General features: G+C 34.0%; 19 protein-coding genes and 1 pseudogene. 14 read left to right on the plus strand and 6 right to left on the minus strand.

Translation table 11 applies throughout. The features are described 5' to 3' along the window. Nucleotides 1-214 precede the first annotated feature (214 nt). Together Q4503_RS09225 and Q4503_RS09230 are read left to right on the plus strand one after the other, a co-directional pair. The gene (locus Q4503_RS09225; RefSeq protein ID WP_303602075.1) at nt 215-418 is read left to right on the plus strand and encodes a hypothetical protein; all 204 of its coding nucleotides are present in this window, start codon (nt 215-217) and stop codon (nt 416-418) included. A gap of 36 nt (nt 419-454) precedes the next feature. Further along, nucleotides 455-1,330 carry a hypothetical protein gene (locus Q4503_RS09230; protein ID WP_303602076.1) on the plus strand — a complete coding sequence of 292 codons (876 nt, stop codon included), beginning with the start codon at nt 455-457 and terminating at the stop codon, nt 1,328-1,330. 134 nt (nt 1,331-1,464) lie between these two features. Here Q4503_RS09230 and Q4503_RS09235 read toward each other — a convergent pair whose 3' ends face one another. From Q4503_RS09235 to Q4503_RS09245, 3 genes and pseudogenes are all read right to left on the minus strand, one after another. After that, nucleotides 1,465-1,947 (minus strand): hypothetical protein, encoded by a 483-nt coding sequence (locus Q4503_RS09235; RefSeq protein ID WP_303602077.1) that lies wholly within the window; start codon nt 1,945-1,947, stop codon nt 1,465-1,467. Between the two features lie 152 nt (nt 1,948-2,099). Then, a pseudogene (locus tag Q4503_RS09240) lies at nt 2,100-2,222 on the minus strand (site-specific integrase); the annotation flags it as partial. A 914-nt stretch (nt 2,223-3,136) separates the two neighbouring features. Then, on the minus strand, nt 3,137-3,280 hold the full coding sequence (locus tag Q4503_RS09245; RefSeq protein ID WP_303602078.1) for a hypothetical protein: 144 nt from the start codon (nt 3,278-3,280) through the stop codon (nt 3,137-3,139). Between the two features lie 264 nt (nt 3,281-3,544). On the opposite strand from Q4503_RS09245, the gene Q4503_RS09250 reads away from it, so the two are divergent. Together Q4503_RS09250 and Q4503_RS09255 are read left to right on the plus strand one after the other, a co-directional pair. After that, a complete protein-coding gene (locus tag Q4503_RS09250; RefSeq protein ID WP_303602079.1) occupies nt 3,545-4,816 on the plus strand; it encodes an ATP/GTP-binding protein in 1,272 nt (423 codons plus the stop codon). Nucleotides 4,817-4,821: 5 nt separating this feature from the next. Continuing rightward, entirely contained in the window at nt 4,822-5,475 is a 654-nt protein-coding gene (locus Q4503_RS09255) for an RloB family protein (protein WP_303602080.1), read from the plus strand. A gap of 43 nt (nt 5,476-5,518) precedes the next feature. Here Q4503_RS09255 and Q4503_RS09260 read toward each other — a convergent pair whose 3' ends face one another. Continuing rightward, nucleotides 5,519-6,586, minus strand: coding sequence for a site-specific integrase (locus tag Q4503_RS09260; protein WP_303602081.1), 1,068 nt, complete (start codon nt 6,584-6,586; stop codon nt 5,519-5,521). Nucleotides 6,587-6,693: 107 nt separating this feature from the next. Between Q4503_RS09260 and dusA the strand changes: the two genes are divergently transcribed. The 6 genes from dusA to Q4503_RS09290 all read left to right on the plus strand — a co-directional run bounded on the left by dusA (nt 6,694) and on the right by Q4503_RS09290 (nt 11,114). Continuing rightward, the gene (dusA, locus tag Q4503_RS09265; protein WP_303602082.1) at nt 6,694-7,719 is read left to right on the plus strand and encodes a tRNA dihydrouridine(20/20a) synthase DusA; all 1,026 of its coding nucleotides are present in this window, start codon (nt 6,694-6,696) and stop codon (nt 7,717-7,719) included. A 546-nt stretch (nt 7,720-8,265) separates the two neighbouring features. After that, the gene (locus Q4503_RS09270) at nt 8,266-8,574 is read left to right on the plus strand and encodes a hypothetical protein (protein ID WP_303602083.1); all 309 of its coding nucleotides are present in this window, start codon (nt 8,266-8,268) and stop codon (nt 8,572-8,574) included. Between the two features lie 39 nt (nt 8,575-8,613). Then, on the plus strand, nt 8,614-9,288 hold the full coding sequence (pspA, locus tag Q4503_RS09275; protein ID WP_303602084.1) for a phage shock protein PspA: 675 nt from the start codon (nt 8,614-8,616) through the stop codon (nt 9,286-9,288). A 124-nt stretch (nt 9,289-9,412) separates the two neighbouring features. Continuing rightward, nucleotides 9,413-9,643 (plus strand): PspC domain-containing protein, encoded by a 231-nt coding sequence (locus tag Q4503_RS09280; RefSeq protein ID WP_303602085.1) that lies wholly within the window; start codon nt 9,413-9,415, stop codon nt 9,641-9,643. Nucleotides 9,644-9,680: 37 nt separating this feature from the next. Continuing rightward, a complete protein-coding gene (locus tag Q4503_RS09285) occupies nt 9,681-10,031 on the plus strand; it encodes a hypothetical protein (protein WP_303602086.1) in 351 nt (116 codons plus the stop codon). Between the two features lie 36 nt (nt 10,032-10,067). After that, nucleotides 10,068-11,114, plus strand: a complete 1,047-nt coding sequence (locus tag Q4503_RS09290; protein WP_215972160.1) for a lipopolysaccharide assembly protein LapB — start codon at nt 10,068-10,070, stop codon at nt 11,112-11,114. On the opposite strand, the gene Q4503_RS09295 is transcribed toward Q4503_RS09290, so the two are convergent. After that, a complete protein-coding gene (locus Q4503_RS09295) occupies nt 11,107-11,844 on the minus strand; it encodes an enoyl-CoA hydratase-related protein (RefSeq protein ID WP_303602087.1) in 738 nt (245 codons plus the stop codon). The genes Q4503_RS09290 and Q4503_RS09295 overlap by 8 nt on opposite strands. Before the next feature lie 67 nt (nt 11,845-11,911). Between Q4503_RS09295 and Q4503_RS09300 the strand changes: the two genes are divergently transcribed. From Q4503_RS09300 to Q4503_RS09310, 3 genes are read left to right on the plus strand one after another with little or no spacing between them, the layout of a single operon-like run. Then, on the plus strand, nt 11,912-12,418 hold the full coding sequence (locus tag Q4503_RS09300; RefSeq protein WP_215972158.1) for a copper chaperone PCu(A)C: 507 nt from the start codon (nt 11,912-11,914) through the stop codon (nt 12,416-12,418). 9 nt (nt 12,419-12,427) lie between these two features. Beyond that, on the plus strand, nt 12,428-13,429 hold the full coding sequence (locus tag Q4503_RS09305) for a DUF2333 family protein (RefSeq protein WP_215972157.1): 1,002 nt from the start codon (nt 12,428-12,430) through the stop codon (nt 13,427-13,429). Between the two features lie 5 nt (nt 13,430-13,434). Then, nucleotides 13,435-14,211 carry a TIGR04219 family outer membrane beta-barrel protein gene (locus Q4503_RS09310; protein ID WP_215972156.1) on the plus strand — a complete coding sequence of 259 codons (777 nt, stop codon included), beginning with the start codon at nt 13,435-13,437 and terminating at the stop codon, nt 14,209-14,211. Between the two features lie 291 nt (nt 14,212-14,502). Here Q4503_RS09310 and Q4503_RS09315 read toward each other — a convergent pair whose 3' ends face one another. Then, nucleotides 14,503-15,390, minus strand: a complete 888-nt coding sequence (locus Q4503_RS09315; RefSeq protein ID WP_303602088.1) for a LysR family transcriptional regulator — start codon at nt 15,388-15,390, stop codon at nt 14,503-14,505. A gap of 149 nt (nt 15,391-15,539) precedes the next feature. On the opposite strand from Q4503_RS09315, the gene Q4503_RS09320 reads away from it, so the two are divergent. Beyond that, nucleotides 15,540-16,730, plus strand: coding sequence for an MFS transporter (locus Q4503_RS09320; protein ID WP_303602137.1), 1,191 nt, complete (start codon nt 15,540-15,542; stop codon nt 16,728-16,730). The last annotated feature ends 338 nt before the right edge of the window (nt 16,731-17,068 follow it).

The following is a 17,068-nucleotide window of genomic DNA, read 5'->3' on the forward strand; positions in this document are numbered from 1 at the left end:
TATGCTTGATTGGACTGTTTGTATTTTTTGTGTGGGTTGTATGTAGCCTGGTGTACAAATGTAGTCCCACATATAATTTTTAAATCAATTATTAATGCATGTCACTTATTTGATAATTTAATATTATTAGACTAATGTTAAATTATATAGTACTTTATACATTATGTATAAAGTACTATATAAATATTAATAAGCTTCAAATGAGGGGGTTATTATGAATACTGAAGAGGTTGGAATGGTTGATAAAGTAAGTAATAAAATAGCTAATTGGCTAGTTCCGGGACATAAAAAAAATAGTGATAATCGAGAAATTCAAGTATGTATTTCTGATGAGGGGATGTATCTTGATAAATTATCTTTTAAATCTAATCCAGTTGTTCGTTCGCAATTGATTGCAAGTGAAAATTTATTAGAATAAGCATAATTATTCTTCAGAGAAAATTTAAATTATTTCATGATTAAATTACTATCATTACTAATTCTTGGAATAACAATATCGGGATACATTTTTGTATCCCGTTTTCATTTAACTAAACTGATAATAACAAAAGATGCAGGACAACATTTATTTTATAAATCTATTGCGAATGGCATATCCATTTGGATTATTAGTTTTATTTTATTTTTGTTATCTTGGCCACTAACTTCGAAAGCTACATGGATTTGGGATTTTTCATTGTGGTTCATAGGAACTGATAAACTTGAAATTATTGACTTTAGATTAGGTATTATTACTTTAAACTCCATTTTTCTCGCATTCTTCCTTCCTAGTTTTGCATTTTACATAGCAAAAATAATTCTTAAAAGATCAGCTCTGGAATCTTCTAGAGTATTTCGACTTAATCAAATATTAATTAAGTCGAAAAAAACAATAAGTTCTAAAGATAAAAAGAAGTACAAACGTTTATTAAACAGTGTGCTATCAAGTGATGTCCAAATGTTAGTTTTAAGGCGTATCGCACCATTAGATCTTTCTAGCGAGTTTTCTGGGTTATTTATAAGAAGTGCAGATACTGGATTTCCTATTGCTTTTACTTTAACAAGCAGGAAGGTTTATATTGGGTATATTCCAGAATTACCGCTTGGACATGTTAATGATATTACTATTATTCCTTTAATTAGTGGCTATCGTCGAAATGATGATTTGTCACTTATATATGTTACTCCATACAATATGGTTGATGAGGTTATGAATGATGGGAATAAATTTCAAATCACATTGCCTATTAGAGAAATTTTACACGCTAATTTGCATGATGTTAAATTGGCTAAGCAATTCAAATGTGTTGAAACAACATTTAAAAATTCATTAGAGAAACATGAACCTTAAATTAGCTTAATAATCATACTAATTTATTTAATTGATGTATTATATTAGTTTTTATTTATTGACCAATACAGGGGTAAAGTATTTCTGAACACTCCTGTTAGCTACGAATATAAAGGGGTGCAGAGATTTGGATTTTATCGCATTTCTTTTTCTTTTTCATCCCATAGTTCAGTGAATCGTTTTGCTTCACGATCTCTATCATTCAAACATGAAGCAAATTGAGAAGTCGTTTTAGGTTTAATACAATCTTCAGGAGTAACATAATACTTATTCCATTCTTCTTGTTTTTTACCTTTAAACTTTGTTTTCATTTTCACAGGACTATTTTCAAATGGGTTATTTGTTTCTCTATAAGTATAGTATCGTTTGTATTGTTCACTGTTAGTTGATTTTTTTATTTCTTTTGATTTTTTATTTTTATTTTTTCTGCAATTTTGATATTTAGTATGCTTTTCATGCTCCTTTTTTCTTAAATATTCATTACTTTTATTTCTCAATTGAGATTGAATTGATTTTAGTGCATTCCATTCGCGTTCACATATAGAGGTTGAATATACTTTATTTGAAAGTATTAGTAAGATTGATATTGAAATTACCTTTATTAGTCTGATTTCCATATTTTATCCCAGTATCTTTATTGCTGAGTGATTCTTCATATAATATAAGCTTAAACTAAATCCTAGCCAAAAGTATCTTGATTTACAAAAAATTGAAAATGAATTGATATAAAATGTTTTATATTTTTATAACAATATTTGATGATTATTTTTTAGTGATTAAATTTATAAGGGAAAAGTTGCGTATAAACTTGCCATAATATGTTTAAATTTCTATGGCTTGTAATTTGAGCTACTTTTTCAATAGAATAGCTTTATTCAAAGAGTCGACTTGAGGAATTAAAGGAACAATTAGAACCCCATGTACAGGAAGTAAAAGTTTCAAGAGTTTCTTCTAAAGTTAAAATATCGTTTAAAGATGATTATTTTAAGAAGTCAGTTTTTTTTGTAGACTTTTCAATTAAAAATAATTGTGTCTCTTTTCCTTATCAGTTAAATAATATTTTAAATTTAGGTACTGTTGTTTATTTAGACCCTATTGATGAGCAAGGTGATTTGGGGATGGATTTTATAATTGATGAGTTTATGAAATTTTTTAATTCGAGAAAAGATATAATGGAAGAGTATGAAGATATGATGGAAGTTGTTTCTTAAAGTAGGTATGTTTTTTAAATAATTATTGATTCAATATGTTTTTTTATTTTTAAGATTGGACTGTAATTAAATTTTATTTTTAACCTCGTTAAGGGGGCTTGTTTTTATCTGTTTTTAGCCCTTTTCACCTTGTTTTTCCTCCTTTTAAAATAATTAATATTTCGTTTTCTTACAGCCCTTTAAAATCAATACCTTCAAATTAACAACTAAAGTTGGCATGATTTTGTCTGCTCCTAGTTTGATTTTTACCTTGGTTTTTAATTTAGATTTCACATAGCACACCACTTTTAAATTTAAGAATCGTCTTCTATGTAAAATCTGAATAAAAATGTGGGGTTGGGCTCTCATTTTTTAATAATGCTCACAGAGAAAATCGCTCGTTTTTTATGCGAAGCATGCAGCGAAGCGGTAAAAATCTTTGTTCAATCGTATTTCGATTAGCTTGCGACGTTCGGGGAGTTTCTTCAGTTGCAGCACTGGAGAAAATCACGGGCTGATGAGAGTTGTTATTCCACTAAACTATTAATTGTTTCTGTTAGTCTTTTTAAAAATCCGCCCATGTCGTCCTGCTAAGCCGCTTTTGACCTTGTTTTTTTTAGCGAATAGCGACGACGACGGCGAAGCCTGAGCGAGAAGGAGAAGCGAGAGCAAAACCCTCGTCATGTATTACGGGGGTAGAATCCACTAAACTATGCGGCCTTAATTCATTGTCTTTGTTATTAGTGTTTTGTTTAAACATAATTTTCGATTAGCAATACGGATGTAAAGTATTTCTAAATACTCTTATTGGCGTTGAATATAAAAGGTTGTAGCGTGTTGTCTTTTTTAAATGTTTTTTAGTAGGGGACAACTTTACAAACCGTATTGTTTATTATTTTCTTATGATTAACCAATACTATATATAAAACTATACTTGTAGAAAACTAATAACATGTTAAAATCTATTGTAATGCGCTTTGTGACCATTATCTTCTCGATATATCACACAATAATGGATTAAAATATGATTATAGACTTTACTATTCAAAACTTTAGGTCTATCAAAAAAGAACAAACATTTAGCTTTTATGCTCAGAAGTCTCTTAACCATCATACGGATAATATTGCTTATCCTGACGGTGGAAAGATAGGTGTCTTACGAACCTCTGGTATTTATGGTGCTAATGCGTCAGGTAAATCAAATATGCTACTCGCTTTCGAAGCATTACGTTTTATGATTTGTAGAAGCGGTGAATTGAAAGAAGGCGATATTATAGAACCTCATGAACCTTTTCGTCTTTCTAAAGAAACTATAAATGCGCCTACTGTATTTGAAATTGAATTTTTTACAATAGAAAACGTAAGGTTTATTTATAAGATAGAGTATAATTCAACTGAAATTATTTTTGAGTCTTTAGATTTTTACCCTTCGATTAAAAAAGCTAATATATTTACTCGGTATGGTGGATTAAGCTGGAAAGATGTTAAATTTGGTAGTAGCTTCAAAGGAGGTAAGAAGCAGTTTGCTTTCTTTTCTAATAATTCTTATTTATCAAAGGCAGGTAATAGTGCCGACGCTCCGGATATTATCAGAACTGTATATAATTTTTTTAGAAAGAACTTATTACATTTAGAGCCAGACGAAAATTTTCATGATAATGAATGGAAAAATGATGCAGTATTAATTAATAAAATGGCTAAAATCCTCACAAAGGTGGATACAGGAATCACAGGGATTGAGTTAAAAGAGAACTCCCAAGTAAAAGGTTTAGATTTTCCTTCAGGCATTCCTGAAAGCTTAAAAAAACGTATTATTAGTGATTTAAAACTTCAGCCTTGGTTTAATCATAAAACTGAAGATGGTGATGTTGAATTATTTTCAGAAAATATGGAGTCATCAGGCACTAGAAAGTTATTTAATATGCTTCCATTGTTAATGAAAACCTTTGAAAAAGGTAGTGTTTTAATACTTGATGAAATAGATCAAAGCTATCATTCTCATTTAGCGGAATTAATAATTAAATTATTTAATAATCCTTTAATTAATCGTAATAATGCTCAGTTAATATTCTCTACTCATAATTTAAATTTAATGTCTCCTCAAATATTTAGAAGAGATCAGATTTGGTTTGCGGAAAAGTTAAAAGGAGCTACTACTTTTTATTCATTAGATCAATATGACAAAGATATTGTGAAATCTAATAGTCCATTCGGTAAGTGGTATGAGGAAGGCAGGTTTGGTGCGATTCCAAATATTGATATTAAAACTATTGCCAATATTTTGAAAGGAGTTTAGATCGAATGCCTAGACAAAGAGGTCGACAAAACAGATCTATAAAACCTGTATTACATATATATTGTGAAGGTGAAAAAACAGAACCGAACTATTTAAATGCATATTTAGATGACTTTCATTCTGGGAAGCGAACTCTAAAGGTTATTAAAATAACTGATACTAAGAAAAATACACCTAAACAACTTGTAGATGAGGCTATTAAGAAAAAAAAGAGTCATGATACTCCTTCGAGTGATGAGTTTTGGGTCGTTTATGATAGGGAAGCAGTTAATAAGTACTCAAATGATTTGCATGCTCAAAGTTTATTAAAAGCAAATGCTAATGAAATTAATGTTGCATTTTCAAATGTATGTTTTGAAGTTTGGATATTATTACATTTAACAACTAGTGTTGCGCCTTATTCTTCATGTGACGATTTATTATCTAACAGTCCTTTGAAAAGTAAATTTAAAGAAAGAGGGGTTAATCATTATAGTAAAGCTGATTCATCTATATATGACGTTATTTCAAAAGATGTTCATATTGCTAGAGCAAGGGCTAAAAAGATGAATACTGCAACGTTAAGTGCAGCAACTCAAGGGAAGGATGCACCTTATTTATTAAATCCATATACAAATGTTTATGAGTTATTGGATGCAATTGATGCATTTGTTAAATAAAGAATAGTTTTTCGATAAGCTTTATGTGAAAAATTGAATTAAGTCATTTATTTTTGAATTTATCATGTAGTTTGTGAGGAAATAACTGCGTATATACTTGCCAAAGTATATTCAAATTTCTATGGCCTGTTACTTGTGCTACCTCCTCAATCCCATACCCTTTTTCAAATAGCCTAGATGCGCCTTCTCGCCTTAAATCGTGATATCTAAGGTCAGTTATGCCAAGACTTTTTCTAACACGCTGAAAACCTGCTGTTACAGACCTAGAGTTATAAGGAAATATTCTTTCATCCGTTTCTGGTTGTTTTAGTGCTAAATCAAATGAACCGGCTAGTAACGGCACTATCATATGATTACCCTCTTTTTTTCTTGGATCTTTTCTATCCCTTACAATTACTGTTTTATGTTCATGGTTTATATCTTTCCATTCAATTTTACAAACTTCACCTATTCTCATACAGGTAAGTATTGAAAAGTTAAGAATATCGACAAATGGAATATTACTGCCTTGCTTGTCCTGCCTTTCAGTTAATGCGGCTGTTAATTTTTCTAACTCATCTTCTGTAGGTCTACGTGTTCGTTTTTGGCTTTTTCCTACTAGCTTCATTTCAATTAATACGGGTACTGCATCTTCAAATATTTTCCAATTAGCTGTCACATCAAAAACGGGTAGGGCTGTTTTCATTACGCTACGTAAATAAGCCACATCATGATAAATAGTTGCCCCTCCTGCTCCTGCCGCTCTACGCATTTTACAGTGGCTTATTAAATCGCTACTTTTAAGCTCGTTAGATAAAACTTTGGCGATTGGGCAGTCACGGAGCATTTGTATAACGTAGCGTTTTGTTCTGCCAGTGTTAGTCCATAAATCAGCATCATTGAAATACAGGTCTAATAGCTCGCCAATGGTAATTATTTTGTCTTGTTTGGTTATGCTGTTTAGCTCTGCTGCTTCTTTTTGTATTTTTCCCCATGTTTTTGCTAATTCTTTTTTACTGAATGTTCTTGATTCTCTATGTATAATTGCGCCATTCTTTTTTACACGCACAGTGCATCGGTAGCTAAATTCTCCGTTTGCCTTTTGGCGTTTATCAATTGTTACTGATGCCATTGTATTATTCCTTAATCGTCCTACTAAAAATGGGGCTCATTTGGAACACCTTATATGGAAACTCAACGTAAGTACAGGCGATTCAGAGCAGTTCAGGTAATAACTATATGTATGCAAACAAGGCTTTAAAGCCAGTAATTACAAGCAATACAGCGAATCATAAGCTTTCCGTTGCGCCCATGCTCGATTGGACTGATCGTCATTGTCGTTATTTTTATCGTGTTTTGTCGGCACATACCGTGCTTTATACTGAAATGGTGACCACAGGGGCTATTTTACATGGTCGAGGTGATTATCTTTCTTATAACGATGCAGAGCATCCACTGGTACTGCAGCTAGGTGGCAGTAACGTTAAAGATATGACGGAATGCGCTAAAATCGCAGAGCAGTATGGTTACGATGAAATTAACATTAATGTTGGTTGTCCGTCTGACCGCGTACAAAATGGACGCTTCGGTGCTTGTTTAATGGCTGAGCCGACGCTTGTGGGGGATTGTGTTAACGAAATGCAGAATGCGACTAATGTCCCTATTACTGTAAAGTCACGAATTGGCATTGATGACTTAGATTCTTATGAGTTTTTACATACTTTTATTGATGAAGTGGCGAAAGCCGATTGTAATCACTTTATTATACACGCAAGAAAAGCATGGCTAACGGGATTAAGTCCTAAGCAGAATCGTGATGTTCCACCTTTAGATTACGAACGTGTTTATCAAATTAAACGAGACTTTTCTAATTTAAATATTTCAATTAATGGCGGTATTAAATCGTTAACTGAAGCCCAAGAACACTTACAACATGTTGATGGCGTGATGATAGGGCGCGAAATATACAGTAGCCCTTACCTCTTGTCTGAGGTTGATCAGCAAATTTATGGCGTTGATAAACCACTTATTTCTCGTGAGCAAGTTATCAATGCTATGGCTGACTATATAGATGCATATATCAGTATAACGCCTGAACACGGTAGTAATAGAGCCTGGCACGTATTACGCCATATGTTAGGAATGTGTAATGGTTTAGCGGGCGCTCGACAGTTTCGTCGTGATTTAAGTGACTGCTCGAGCAATTCGAACGCTAACGGCGATAGTTTGAAACAGGCATTTGCTAAAGTTGTGCTACCTGAGTAAAAAAATAACTTATTGTTGTCCTACTGATCATTTGTTTGGATCAGTAGGGTGAAGCTCTCCACATTATTTATGATAAATATAGCCTATATTTAAAAAGCCCTTATACCTATTGGTATTTCCGTATAGCTATCATCTCTTATATTGCTAATATTTCTGCTACTTACTTGCTTTAACACCGCTCATTTCTTCGATTTAACATTGGTTATTTAATCGTAATATTGTTTTTTCAGAGCTCAAAATCATTGGGTAAATTATCGACTAAATTATCTAATAAGTCGTTGGTCAATTTAACCAATGGCTAGGTCAATTTGGCTATTTTTTAGTTTGACATATTATGTCTTGTTCTCTGGTGGATTATGGTTGTTTTTGTTAATTCCTTTTAAATCATCATTTTAAGTGTTTTTTATTATTTGGCACGGCACTTGTAATAGTTATTACATGAACACAACCTGACAGTAATTAAAATACGGTTAGGTGTTAATAACATTATTTAACCTGAACTAGGTTTACTTAACAATTACACAACACATAAGAAGGAATTTCAACATGAAACATTTTAACCGTAGAGCTATCAGCGTTGCTTTATTAATCACTTTAGGTGCAGCTTTTAGCGTAAATGCAAGTGCAACAGAGTCGGCTAGTATCGAAAAGTCATTAAGTGAAATGGTAATGCTACAAGGGCAAAAAGTGATGAGCGATCTAACCGTGCAATTACAAGAATCTATCATGGAAGAAGTTAATCGCTTTAGCGCAAGTTTTTCTTTTGATGAATCAATAGAGAAATCTATCGCTTGGTTAACAGAAGAAGAGATCACTAAAAATGAACAGCAGGTTAGCCAGCTAAAAAAACTTTAATAACTGATAATAAATAACTGAAATAGTAGGAGAAAAACAATGGGATTATTTACACGTTTTACCGATATTGTTAACGCTAATTTAAATAGTATGCTTGATAAAGCTGAGCATCCTGAAAAAATGATTCGCTTAATTATTCAAGAAATGGAAGAGACTTTAGTTGAAGTGCGCGCAACGGCAGCAAAAAATATTGCTGAACAAAAAACGCATAACCGTAGAGTAAAATTTGCAGAAGACAGTGTGGAACAGTGGCAAAGTAAAGCTGAATTGGCTATTGCAAAAGATAGAGAAGATCTTGCTAAGTCAGCATTGGCACAAAAGCATAAGTATCAAAATGAACTTAATACCCTTCAGCAAGAAAGTGATGCATTCGCTGAGTTTTCAATAAAAGTACAAGAAGATGCTGCACGTTTACAAGAAAAACTATCAGAAGCACGACGTCGTCAAGAAGCATTTACGCTACGTCAAGAGTCAGTACATGTTCGATTAAAGGTTCGTGAAAACGCTGCAATTTATAATATTGATGAAGCTATGAGTAAATTCGAACGTTATCAGCAAAAGATAGATAGAGCCGAAGCGCAAGTAGAAGCTTATGATTTAATGGCAGCAAGTAAAGAAGGGCAAAGTTTAGATGCTCAATTTGCTGACATGGAGAAAGAAGAAGCGATCACTCAAGAACTTGCAAAAATCAAACAAAAATTATCAGCTGCTTAGTCGTTATAAGAGTAGCGACTAAGCTAAAAAATAAATAGCTGTAGGGCAGTTGGAATCGGTAAAGTTGCTATAGGTTGACACTAATTGCCCTGTATAACAAATCAAATAATAAAGGAATAAACGCATGAAGTATGAAAGAGAGTTCTCAAACAATCAAAACATAGATGACACGTTGGCTAAAGATAGTGTTCATAAAAAAGTATCAGGTGTGTGTGCTGGTATTGCAAAGCATTATGATTTTCCTCGTATTGCTGTGCGTATAGCGACTCTTGGGGCACTGATCTTATTTCCTGTTGCAACTGGTGTTGCCTATGTCGTTGCAAGTGTTCTGTTACCTGAAAGTAAATATAGATAACGTTTGCGTTTGCCAGAGTATAAAAAGAGGATACACAATGACATTTTTTAAATCGTTATTATTAGCAATATTCGCAACCTTATTTTTAACCTATGTGTTAGGTGTGAGTTTTTTAGAGCTACTTGATATTAATGTGTACATGGATGGCGAACTAATTGAGCCATTAAAAGCAATAGGAGTTTCAGCTGTGACTACCGTTATTTTAGTATTAATTGCGTTAGCAATAGTTTTAAGTGTGTTTGGTTCATTGATTTTTGCTGGTCTTTTAATTGTAGGTTCGTTAATTATGGTCGCGGTAGGTGTTTTTTGGCCGGTTCTACTTATTGCTACAATTATATGGTTAATGACTAGAAATCATTCAGGAAAACAATATACTAAGGCTCAATAAAAAAGTTTAAAAAGCATTTTCACACAAGGAATAATCATGCAACAACGGAAAAAACGTTTACCTATGTTAAAGAGCCTAGTACTCACTACCTTAGTTTTAGGTATTAATTTTTCGTTATTCGCGAGTGATAATAGTGAACAGGGTGTAATAGAAGCACTTGAAGCAGGAAAAATTGTCGTAGCAAAAGAGCGTTTTTCTAATTTAACAAAAGTAGAAAAAAATACGATATCAGGAAAAATTTTACATAGCCGAATACTCTTTCGAGAAGATAACACAGAAGATTCCTATGAATTGTTAGAAGCATTAAGTGAAGACAATAAAGATAATGCTGAGGTTTATTATTATTTTGGTCGTAGCGCGATTGTGATGGCGCAAAAAGTTAGTATTTTTTCTAAATTAAGCTATGCAAGTGAAGCATTAGAGTCATGGGAGCATGCTTTAAGTTTAAATCCTGAGCATATTGAAACATTAGAGGGGCTTATTGGCTTTCACTTAGGTGCGCCAAGCATTGCTGGTGGTGATATTGAAAAAGGCTTAGCTTATGCAAAAACATTGCTAACCCTAGATTCTGAAAAGGGCTATGCAAATTTAGCGAAAGTTTACTGGCAACAAGGCAAAAGTGATTTAGCTGAAAAAGCTATTGCTGATGGTTTAGCTATTACCCCTAATAGTGTTGAAATTTATTTTACTCAGGGTAGTGTTTATAGCGGGCAAGCTAAAGAAAATAGTATGCTGTGGAAAGAGGCACGTGTAGCACTGAATAAGGCATTAGAATATGCTAAATCAGCACAAGAAAAACAACATGTTTTGTATCAGTTAGGTAAGATTGCGGTTAATTCAGGCGAAGAAATTCAAGCGGGTATCATCGCTTTAGAGCAGATGTTTGCTTTGCAGGCTGATCAATATCAGCAATGGGGAAGATATCGTTTAGCTCAACTTTACTTGAATAATAATCAACCTGACAAAGCTAAAGATGTTATTGCAAAAGTGGAATATCAAGATGATGATGAGCTAGAAGAGCAAGTTAAATCTTTAGCAAAAAAAATTAAGAAAGCAGTTAAGAAGCAAGCCAAGGTTAGTTAAAGAATTTTCCTAAAATAGCCTTGCATTCAGGTGTGTTAACTAAGCGTGAGAATTCTTGACCTTCGTTTTCTATGACTTGTGATAATTGCGATTGACTCGCTTGGCGAATAAGTTTTCTGCTTGTCATTACTGCATCGCTTGGCAGGTTTGCGATGGTATTTGCAATTTTTTCACTTATTGATAATAGCTCGTCAGGTGAACAAATTTGATTAGCTATACCATATTCTAATGCTTGCTCAGCTGAAAAAGTGTTACCAAGTACCATTAATTCAAAGGCACGATTTTGACCAATTAATCGTGTTAATAAGAAGCTAGAACCGGCTTCTGGGCATAAACCTAACTGTGTAAAAGGGAGTTTGAATTTGGCGTTATTTGCTGCAATAACCATGTCGCAATGTAGTAGTAATGTTGTGCCAATGCCAACAGCATCACCTGCTACTGCGGCAATAATTGGTTTATTAAACTCACTGAGGGTTTTGACAAAATCGAGGGCTACAAGCGCATCACCTTTAGCGTTCTCAATAAAGTCTTGTAGATCATTGCCGGCACAAAAGCATTTTTCATTGCCGCGAATTAAAATGCAGTTGATTTTCTCACTCTTTTTAGCATAGTCAAAGTGTTGGCAAAGCTCTTGATACATTACCTTATTTAGAGCGTTTTTTTTCTCAAAACGATTTAAAATAATAATAAATACACCATTGTTTTCTTTGGTTATAATGAAGTCAGTCATTTTGTTACTTTGCTAAGAGTGATAAAGTTAAACCTTAAGGGTTATCAAAAAGGATGTATAGCATCAAATGAAAAATATTTATTTATTTTGTTTATTACTAGTCTGTGGTTTGATGAGCTTTTTAAGTGCGGCGAACCTTATACCAGAAGATAAAAATTCAACCCTAGTGGTTGAACAGGCATATATACGTGCCACCATCCCTGGAACTTCAATATCATCATCTTATATGGAAATTGAAAATCAAAGCGACAGCACGGTTTCTCTATTAAGTGTTAGCAGTGATATTTCACCTCGTATTGAAATACATCAGCATATTATGACTGATGGTATGATGCGTATGCGTAAACTTGATTCACTTGCTATTGAGTCAAAAGCACGAGTGAAGTTACAACCCTCTGGTTTGCATTTGATGATTTTTGATGTTGCAACACCGTTAAACCCCAAGGAACAGGTTGAGTTAACATTACATTTTTCTAATAATGTATCTGTGACTATGGAAGTACCTGTTTATAGTCCTGTTCAAGAAAAAGCAGCACAAAAAACAATGTTAAAAATGCATAAGCATCATCATTAGGAGTAAAAAATGAAAACAAATTTTTCAGCTAAAAACGTTGGCTATATAACAGCGGGTATTTTCTTACTTTTTTATTTTATTGGTGTGTATTGGAGTTTCAGTGTTGAATCTTTTGATGTTAAAGAAGAAGTAACGATATCGGCAAAGGCAGATAATGTAGTACCTGTTGTTGGTTATACCACCACCACCACGTTGATTAAGGTAGCGACCAGTATTTTAGATAAACCCGGTGGTTATATCTCTAACGATGCATTACCACCAGGCTTATTTCTAGATAATATGCCAGCATGGGAATTTGGTGTATTAGAAATGGTGCGCGATATGGCATTGGTGCTGCGTAAAGATTTTAGTCGCTCGCAATCACAGTCTTTGGAAAACATTCATATTCAAAAAGCGCAACCTCAATTTAATATTGATAATAAAAGTTGGGCGATGCCAAGTGCAGAGTCAGAATATAGAAAAGCAATTGAAAGTTTACACCTATATAGAAATGCATTAGTTGGTTTGAGTAAAATTAAAGATGACCATGCTCAGTTTTATGCGCGTGCTGATAATCTAACCTCATATTTAGACGAAGTTCAAAAACGCTTAGGTAGCTACTCTCAAAGACTAAGCGCGAGTGTTGGCAAAGAAAAAATTAATACTGACCTAGCGGGTGATAATGAAGCAAGACAATCGAGCTATGAAAGCAATCACTCGCAAGTAAGAACCAGTTGGTGGAAACTTGATGATGTTTTTTATGAGTCGCGTGGTGCTGCATGGGCATTACTTCACTTTTTAAAAGCAATAGAAATTGATTTTGAAAGTGTGCTAAAAAATAAAAATGCAACGATTAGCCTGCAACAAATTATTCGTGAATTAGAAGCTAGTCAGCAAACTCTTTGGAGTCCTATGGTTTTAAATGGCGATGGCTTTGGTGTGCTTGCTAACCACTCTTTAGTTATGGCTAATTATATTTCGCGTGCCAATGCAGCATTAATTGATTTAAATGAACTACTAAGAAAAGGGTAATAAGAATGAAAAAAGCAACCATAGCAACCTGTTTGGCGACAGTGCTTTGTGCTACTAGTGTAAAAGCGGATACATTATTAGGGCTTTATATCGGTGGTCAAGTATGGGTAAGCCAAGCTGAAGGTTCATTTGGTGAGGGAGATACAGAGCAGGCGGCTGCTCAGTTTAAAGATCAAAATCAAGGAAGTTACTTTGTTGCGCTTGAACACCCAATTCCTTTAATTCCTAATATTAAATTGGTATCAACCACCCTTGATACATTAGGTGATGCCAATTTTAGTGGCAGCTTTGAATTTGACAATGTTGTTTATGATGGCAATACAAATTTAGCAACGACGTTTGATGCTAGCTATATTGATTATACTTTTTACTACGAAGTATTTGATAATGACCTGTTAACTTTTGATTTTGGTCTTACAGTTCGTGATTTAGATAGTCAGATTAATATTGTTGGTGATGTTACAGCCAATGGCGTGACTACGCCAACAAATAGCCAACTTTCAGTGTCTGGTATTTTACCTTTATTTTATGTTAAAACGATTGTTGGTTTACCTTTTACTGGCTTTAATGTGTTTGCTGAAGGCAATTTTGTTTCATATGACAGCAGTAGTGTACATGATTATCAAGTAGGTATTAGTTATTCAGTACTTGATAATCTTGCAATCGATTTTGATGTAACTTTAGGCTATCGTAACGTTCAATTAGACTTAAATGATATAGACGATTTATATTCTAATTTAACTTTTGATGGTGTATTTGCAGGTGCAATAATTCACTTCTAGCAATAAATAAAGGCACTTAATGATGTAGAGCCTGACTTAGTTTTGGTTAATCTTATCGAGAATGAGAATTGAGGTAATTATAAATCAAACACTTACTTTTACAGATGAGAATTTTAATTCTTGCTAATTCTCGATATAAATGAGAATTCATGATTTCTATCTATTTCTCTCGTCCTATTATAGACCTAGATTCATTCTGACAGACAGCTAAGCCACCAAAACAGTCATCGAGACAATCATTTAACATGGCTACATTCCGGCAAAGCGCCTACAAGCCCAAACTAACATTAATCATAATGTTAGTTTGGGCTTGATGAAATCTATAAATGCTTTAACCCTTTCAGAAGCTGCTGACGATTTATAAAATACAGCATTCACCAACTCGCGATCAGTACCCTGAACTCTATATGAGTCTATCAATGACATCAGTTTACCTGATTCGAGATCCTGATTAACCATAAAGCCAGATAAACATGTTATACCACTTCCCGATAAAGCTAATTGACGGATGGTTTCTCCATTGCTTGCCGTTATTGTTGGTATGATTATATCTCCCCCTCTAATCGGCCATTTATTAAGTGTTTTAATATTTGAAAAACCGATTAAGGTGTGATTTTTCAAATCTGTTGGTGTTTTAGGTAAGCCGTTTTGTGCAATATATTGCGGAGATGCCACAATAAAAAGTGAGCTTTTTCCTAAAGTTTTAGCATGTAATGTTGAGTCATTTAACTTCCCTATTCTAATTGCTACATCGGTACGTTTTTCAATTAAATCGACGATTCCTTCATTAGAATTAAGTTCAATTTCAATACTAGGGTAAGCTTTTTTAAAAACATTTATATGAGGTGCTATTTGATGAAATATAAATGGACTAGCAGCATCAATACGTAACTTTCCTTGAAGGATCTCTCCTTGTACGGTTATATCTGCTTCTGCATTTTGAATGTGCTGAAGACCAATACTTACTGCATCAACAAATTTTTTACCTTCATCTGTCAGCATAACTCGTCTAGTGGTGCGAATTAAAATAGTTGCGCCAAGCTCTTTTTCAATTTTCGTTACCGAGCGTGATATACGAGCAACTTGAATATTCAATGCGTCAGCGGCAGCAGAGAATCCGCCAAACTCAACAACGGCTAATAAAAGCTCTAAATCATCTGATCTTGTTTTTAAATTCAAATTAACCTCATTTATTACAATAGTATTTTGTAAATAACACTGTTTGTTACAACAGTTTATCAGGTAATAATTACGCCAACAAATAGAAGTAAGGGTTTCTTTAACTCCCTAACTTCATACCGCTGTATTAATTAAACTTGGAGATTATGATGCCACTAGCATTACTTGCATTAGCCCTCAGCGCTTTTGCGATAGGTACAACCGAATTTGTGATTGTTGGATTACTACCAACAATGGCACAAGACCTTAGTATATCAATCCCTTCAGCAGGCTTATTGGTTAGCCTATACGCATTAGGTGTAGCGATAGGTGCTCCTGTTTTAACTGCTTTTACAAGTAAGTGGAATAGAAAAAACGTCTTATTATCGGTTATGGGGTTATTTGTTATTGGAAACTTAGTCGCTTGGCAAGCACCTAGTTTTGAGGCATTGATAATAGCTAGAATACTAACAGGTTTGGCGCATGGCGTATTTTTCTCTATAGGCTCTACCATTGCTACAAGTTTAGTGCCGAAAGAAAAAGGAGCAAGTGCTATTGCTATTATGTTTACAGGCTTAACTGTTGCTTTAGTAACAGGGGTTCCATTAGGTACATATATCGGTCAAGTTTTTGGTTGGGAAGCTACCTTTTTAACGGTATCTATTTTAGGTTTATTAGCCATGATTGGCAGCGCTATACTCGTTCCGAGCAATTTAAAGCAAGCTAAACCCACTAATCTTGCTGCACAGGTTAAAGTGTTAACACATCCAAGGTTACTATTAGTTTATGCGATCACAGCGATTGGTTATGGCGGAACTTTTATTGCTTTTACTTATTTAGCACCCATTCTGAATGAAGTGACAGGCTTTGAATCTAGTTCGGTAGGTTTAATACTTTTAGTGTACGGAATTTCCGTTGCTGTCGGAAACATATTGGGTGGAAAAATGGCTGATAATCTTGGTCCTATTAAAGCATTAACGATTATTTTTTCAGGACTTGCAGGGATATTATTAGTATTAAACTTTACCGCTTATAACCCGGTTGCAGCTGTGATAACTATTTTAGTGTGGGGAGCATTTGCTTTTGGCAACGTACCAGGCTTGCAAGTTTATATTGTGAAACTAGCTGAAAAATACACACCTGATGCGGTAGATGTTGCATCGGGTCTAAACATCGCAGCTTTCAATGTAGGTATTGCAATAGGAGCATGGGGAGGCGGTATCATTGTTAAAGAGCATGGTTTAATGAATACTCCTTGGGTTGGCGCTGTTATTGTTTTAATTGCACTTATTCTCACTCGATATAGTGGAATGCTAGATCGAAAGGGACAAGCTCAGAAATTAGTTAAAACCATAGCCTAAACTTGAAGCTCTGCTTTGATATCTCAAAGCAGAGCTTATGACATCATAACTACCTATAAACATTTACGACTGTTCAGGCTCAAAATTAACATATAGTGGTTTAGGGGCTACGGCTGCAATGAGCTTGCAGGAGTCATAGCTGTCGTAACACACCAAATCCGATTGAACAACGCAGTGATTGGTTCCTGAGCGACCAAGGCGGTCAGTTGTTTTTGGAATATTAACGATCCCTTTGTACGCTAAGCGGAAGTTAGCTTCAAAATATTTGCGATATATTTTCTAATTAATTATGGGGGGCTTATTACTGATAAGTCTCTATAATAAGTGTTATGTTGCTC

This window comes from Colwellia sp. 6_MG-2023, assembly GCF_030547765.1.
In the GTDB taxonomy this organism is placed as follows: Bacteria; Pseudomonadota; Gammaproteobacteria; order Enterobacterales; family Alteromonadaceae; genus Colwellia.

Coding starts and splice junctions, on each gene's coding strand:
- Q4503_RS09225 (WP_303602075.1), top strand. CDS start 215: ATGAATACTGAAGAGGTTGGAATGGTTGATAAAGTAAGTAATAAAATA.
- Q4503_RS09230 (WP_303602076.1), top strand. CDS start 455: ATGATTAAATTACTATCATTACTAATTCTTGGAATAACAATATCGGGA.
- Q4503_RS09235 (WP_303602077.1), bottom strand. CDS start 1,947: ATGGAAATCAGACTAATAAAGGTAATTTCAATATCAATCTTACTAATA.
- Q4503_RS09245 (WP_303602078.1), bottom strand. CDS start 3,280: ATGTTTAAACAAAACACTAATAACAAAGACAATGAATTAAGGCCGCAT.
- Q4503_RS09250 (WP_303602079.1), top strand. CDS start 3,545: ATGATTATAGACTTTACTATTCAAAACTTTAGGTCTATCAAAAAAGAA.
- Q4503_RS09255 (WP_303602080.1), top strand. CDS start 4,822: ATGCCTAGACAAAGAGGTCGACAAAACAGATCTATAAAACCTGTATTA.
- Q4503_RS09260 (WP_303602081.1), bottom strand. CDS start 6,586: ATGGCATCAGTAACAATTGATAAACGCCAAAAGGCAAACGGAGAATTT.
- dusA (WP_303602082.1), top strand. CDS start 6,694: ATGTATGCAAACAAGGCTTTAAAGCCAGTAATTACAAGCAATACAGCG.
- Q4503_RS09270 (WP_303602083.1), top strand. CDS start 8,266: ATGAAACATTTTAACCGTAGAGCTATCAGCGTTGCTTTATTAATCACT.
- pspA (WP_303602084.1), top strand. CDS start 8,614: ATGGGATTATTTACACGTTTTACCGATATTGTTAACGCTAATTTAAAT.
- Q4503_RS09280 (WP_303602085.1), top strand. CDS start 9,413: ATGAAGTATGAAAGAGAGTTCTCAAACAATCAAAACATAGATGACACG.
- Q4503_RS09285 (WP_303602086.1), top strand. CDS start 9,681: ATGACATTTTTTAAATCGTTATTATTAGCAATATTCGCAACCTTATTT.
- Q4503_RS09290 (WP_215972160.1), top strand. CDS start 10,068: ATGCAACAACGGAAAAAACGTTTACCTATGTTAAAGAGCCTAGTACTC.
- Q4503_RS09295 (WP_303602087.1), bottom strand. CDS start 11,844: ATGACTGACTTCATTATAACCAAAGAAAACAATGGTGTATTTATTATT.
- Q4503_RS09300 (WP_215972158.1), top strand. CDS start 11,912: ATGAAAAATATTTATTTATTTTGTTTATTACTAGTCTGTGGTTTGATG.
- Q4503_RS09305 (WP_215972157.1), top strand. CDS start 12,428: ATGAAAACAAATTTTTCAGCTAAAAACGTTGGCTATATAACAGCGGGT.
- Q4503_RS09310 (WP_215972156.1), top strand. CDS start 13,435: ATGAAAAAAGCAACCATAGCAACCTGTTTGGCGACAGTGCTTTGTGCT.
- Q4503_RS09320 (WP_303602137.1), top strand. CDS start 15,540: ATGCCACTAGCATTACTTGCATTAGCCCTCAGCGCTTTTGCGATAGGT.